Source organism: Streptomyces aureus (assembly GCF_001418135.1).
GTDB lineage: Bacteria > Actinomycetota > Actinomycetes > Streptomycetales > Streptomycetaceae > Streptomyces > Streptomyces aureus_A.
Genome location: NZ_LIPQ01000696.1, coordinates 1 through 2,848, shown reverse-complemented (window position 1 = coordinate 2,848; position 2,848 = coordinate 1). Strand labels below are relative to the sequence as shown.

Genomic DNA, 2,848 nt, shown 5'->3' with positions numbered 1-2,848 from the left:
CTCGTCATCCTGCGCGCCGCCACCGCCTACGGCTCCGTCTGGCTCGCCGTCGACACCGACGGCCTCGCCGTCCGGCCCCACGAGAGCGCCGACCCCACCCGCCCCACCGCCGAGATCACCGCCCGCGGCCGCCATGTCCCCGCCGCCCGCGAGCTCCCCCTCGACACCGCCCTCGTCCACGACCTCGCCGCCGTCCTCTTCGCCGCCGACGCCTGCGGCACCGCCGCCCGCGCCGTGGAGACCGCCGCCGAACACGCCCGCACCCGCGAACAGTTCGGCCGCCCCATCGGACAGTTCCAGGGCGTCAAGCACCTCTGCGCCGACATGCTCGTACGGCTCGAACAGGCCCGCGCCCTCACCTGGGACGCCGCCAGGGCCGGGGACGACGACGCCCGCTCCCTCACCGCCGCGCTCGCCGCCGCCACCGCCCTCGACACCGCGTTCACCTGCGCCAAGGACTGCATCCAGATTCTCGGCGGCACCGGGTTCACCTGGGAGCACGACGCCCACCTGCTGCTCCGCCGCGCCCTCGTCGCACGCCAGCTCCTCGGCACCGGCGACCGGCACCGGCTCGCCGCCCTCCGGCACGCCGCCACCGGCGTCCGGCGCGGCCTCCGCCTCGACCTGCCGCCCGAGGTCGACCCGTACCGCGCGGCCGCCCGCGAGGCAGTCGCCCCGGCCGCCGGACTCGACCCCGCCGCAGCCCGTCGCGCCCTCGCCCCCACCGGCTACGCCGCCCCGCACCTCCCGGAGCCGTACGGCCTCGGCGCCGGCCCCCTCCAGCAGCTCGCCGTCCAGCGGGAACTGGACGAGGCCGGGATCACCGTCGCCGGGCTCGGCATCGCCACCTGGGTCGTGCCGTCCCTCCTCGCTCACGGGACCCCCGCCCAGCAGGACGAACACCTCGGCCCGACGCTGCGCGGCGAGCGCCTCTGGTGCCAGCTCTTCTCCGAGCCCGGTGCCGGCTCCGACCTCGCCTCCCTCCGTACCCGCGCCGAGCGCACCGAGGACGGCCGCTGGCGGATCAACGGCCAGAAGGTGTGGACGAGCGCCGCCCAGTGGGCCCATCACGGCATCCTGCTCGCCCGCACCGACCCGGCCGCCCCCAAGCACAAGGGCCTCACCTACTTCCTCGTCGACATGCGGAACACCCCCGGGATCGACGTACGGCCGCTCAAGGAGATCACCGGGGACTCCCTCTTCAACGAGGTCTGGTTCGACGACGCGATCCTCCCCGCCGACGCCGTCGTCGGCGAGGTCGACGACGGCTGGCGGGTCGCCCGCAACACCCTCGGCAACGAACGCGTCCACATGGCCGACCAGGTCGCCTTCGACACCGGCCTCGAAGCCGTCATCGCACGGGCGGACCGGGTCGACAGCTCCGTACGGGTACGGATCGGCGCCCTGCTCGCCGAGGCGCACGCGCTCGCGTGCATCGGCCTGCGCACCACCCTGCTCCAGGTGTCCGGGCTCGAACCCGGCGCGGGCGCCAGCGTCCGCAAGCTCGTCCAGACCCTCCACCAGCAGAAACTCGCCGAACTCACCCTCGAACTCCTCGGCCCCGAAGGCGCCGTGCGCGAGGGCCCCGGCGAACGGGCCGTCCACGGACTGCTCATGTCCCGCTGCCTCACCATCGCGGGCGGCACCACACAGGTACAGCTCAATGTCGTCGCCGAGCGGCTGCTCGGCCTGCCGAGAGACTGAGGGGGAACCGAAGATGGGCAAGGCGTACGTCGTCGGTGTCGGGATGACCAAGTTCGAGAAGCCCGAGACCCGGGACTGGCAGTACTGGGACATGGCCGAGGAGGCCGGAACCGCCGCCCTCGCCGACGCGGGCGTCCCCTACGCGCGCGTGGAGCAGGCCGCCGTCGGCTACTGCTTCCAGCCCTCCACCGCCGGACAGCGCGCCGTGTACGAACTCGGGCTCTCCGGCGTCCCCGTCTACAACCTCAACAACAACTGCGCCACCGGCTCCACCGCCCTCATGACGGCCCGCCAGTTCGTCGAGGGCGGCATCGCCGACTGCGTCCTTGCGCTCGGCTTCGAGAAGATGAGCCGGGGCGCGCTCGGCGGCGGATCGGGGGCCGGCGACTTCACGACCTCGCCCGTCGCCCGGCACTACGGGATCATGGCCGCCGGCCACGGCTTCGAGGCGAGCCCGCCCACCGCGCAGCTCTTCGGCAACGCGGCCCGCGAGCACATGGAGCGGTACGGGACGACCGAGGTGCAGCTCGCGGCCGTCGGCGCCAAGAACCACCAGCATTCGGTGAACAACCCCAACGCCCAGTTCCAGGACGTCTACACGGTCGACGAGATCCTCGCCGCGAGGACCGTCCACCGGCCGCTGACCAAGCTCCAGTGCTCGCCCACCTCGGACGGCGCGGCGGCCGCCCTCGTCGTCTCCGAGCGCTTCGTCGACGAACACGGTCTGCGGGGCCGGGCGGTGGAGATCGCCGGGCAGGCGATGACCACCGACACCGAGGAGTCCTTCGCCTCGGGCTCCTGCATCGACGCCGTCGGCCGCCCGATGTCCCGGGCCGCCGCCCGGCAGGCCTTCGAGCGCTCCGGGCTCGGCATCGAGGAGGTCGACGTGATCGAACTCCACGACTGCTTCTCCATCAACGAACTCCTCACGTACGAGGCGCTCGGCATGTGCGAGGAGGGCGCCTCCGGCAAGCTCGTCGAGTCCGGCGCGACGACGTACGGCGGCCGCTGGGTCGTGAACCCCTCGGGTGGCCTCATCTCCAAGGGGCATCCGCTGGGCGCGACTGGCCTTGCACAGGCCGCCGAACTCGTCTGGCAGCTGCGCGGCGAGGCGGGGGCCCGGCAGGTGGCGGGGGCGCGGGTC

At 73.6% G+C, this 2,848-nt stretch carries 2 protein-coding genes; both read left to right on the top strand.

Translation table 11 applies throughout. The features are described from left to right. The coding region (locus AOK00_RS36240) for an acyl-CoA dehydrogenase family protein (protein ID WP_055604330.1) at positions 1 to 1,704 on the top strand (1,704 nt) is incomplete at its 5' end. 13 nt (positions 1,705 to 1,717) lie between these two features. Then, on the top strand, positions 1,718 to 2,848 hold a 1,131-nt coding region (locus AOK00_RS36235), incomplete at its 3' end, for a thiolase C-terminal domain-containing protein (RefSeq protein ID WP_055604329.1).